Source organism: Paenibacillus campinasensis (assembly GCF_002272015.1).
GTDB classification, from domain to species: domain Bacteria; phylum Bacillota; class Bacilli; order Paenibacillales; family Paenibacillaceae; genus Paenibacillus_AQ; species Paenibacillus_AQ campinasensis.
Map to the genome: position 1 here is coordinate 1 of NZ_NPBY01000145.1, position 464 is coordinate 464.

The following is a 464-nucleotide window of genomic DNA, read 5'->3' on the forward strand; positions in this document are numbered from 1 at the left end:
TCGCTTATGCGATATTAATTGGTTGCGGGGGCAGGATTTGAACCTGCGACCTTCGGGTTATGAGCCCGACGAGCTACCGAACTGCTCCACCCCGCGTCATTAAAAAGGGTTGCTTCTTCACATTTCGTAAGTCGTATAATGGTGGAGGCTGAGGGGATCGAACCCCCGACCCTCTGCTTGTAAGGCAGATGCTCTCCCAGCTGAGCTAAGCCTCCAGGACAACAACGACTATTATCATATCAAAAAAGCTGGTTATAAATCAAGTCTTTTCTAATAAGAAATATGGTGACCCGTAGGGGATTCGAACCCCTGTTACCTCCGTGAAAGGGAGGTGTCTTAACCCCTTGACCAACGGGCCATATTTAAAATACTGGCGGAGAGAGAGGGATTCGAACCCTCGAGACGCTTGTGACGCCTACACGATTTCCAATCGTGCTCCTTCGGCCAACTCGGACACCTCTCCA

General features: G+C 50.2%; 4 tRNA genes. All 4 read right to left on the minus strand.

Annotated elements, in window-relative coordinates:
- Nucleotides 1–19: 19 nt before the first annotated feature.
- The 4 genes from CHH67_RS25775 to CHH67_RS25790 all read right to left on the minus strand — a co-directional run bounded on the left by CHH67_RS25775 (nt 20) and on the right by CHH67_RS25790 (nt 463).
- A tRNA-Met gene (locus CHH67_RS25775) sits at nt 20–96 on the minus strand.
- A 43-nt stretch (nt 97–139) separates the two neighbouring features.
- Nucleotides 140–215 (minus strand) — tRNA-Val (locus CHH67_RS25780).
- A gap of 68 nt (nt 216–283) precedes the next feature.
- Nucleotides 284–358 (minus strand) — tRNA-Glu (locus CHH67_RS25785).
- A gap of 13 nt (nt 359–371) precedes the next feature.
- Nucleotides 372–463: transfer RNA gene (locus CHH67_RS25790), tRNA-Ser, on the minus strand.
- Between the last annotated feature and the right edge of the window lies 1 nt (nt 464).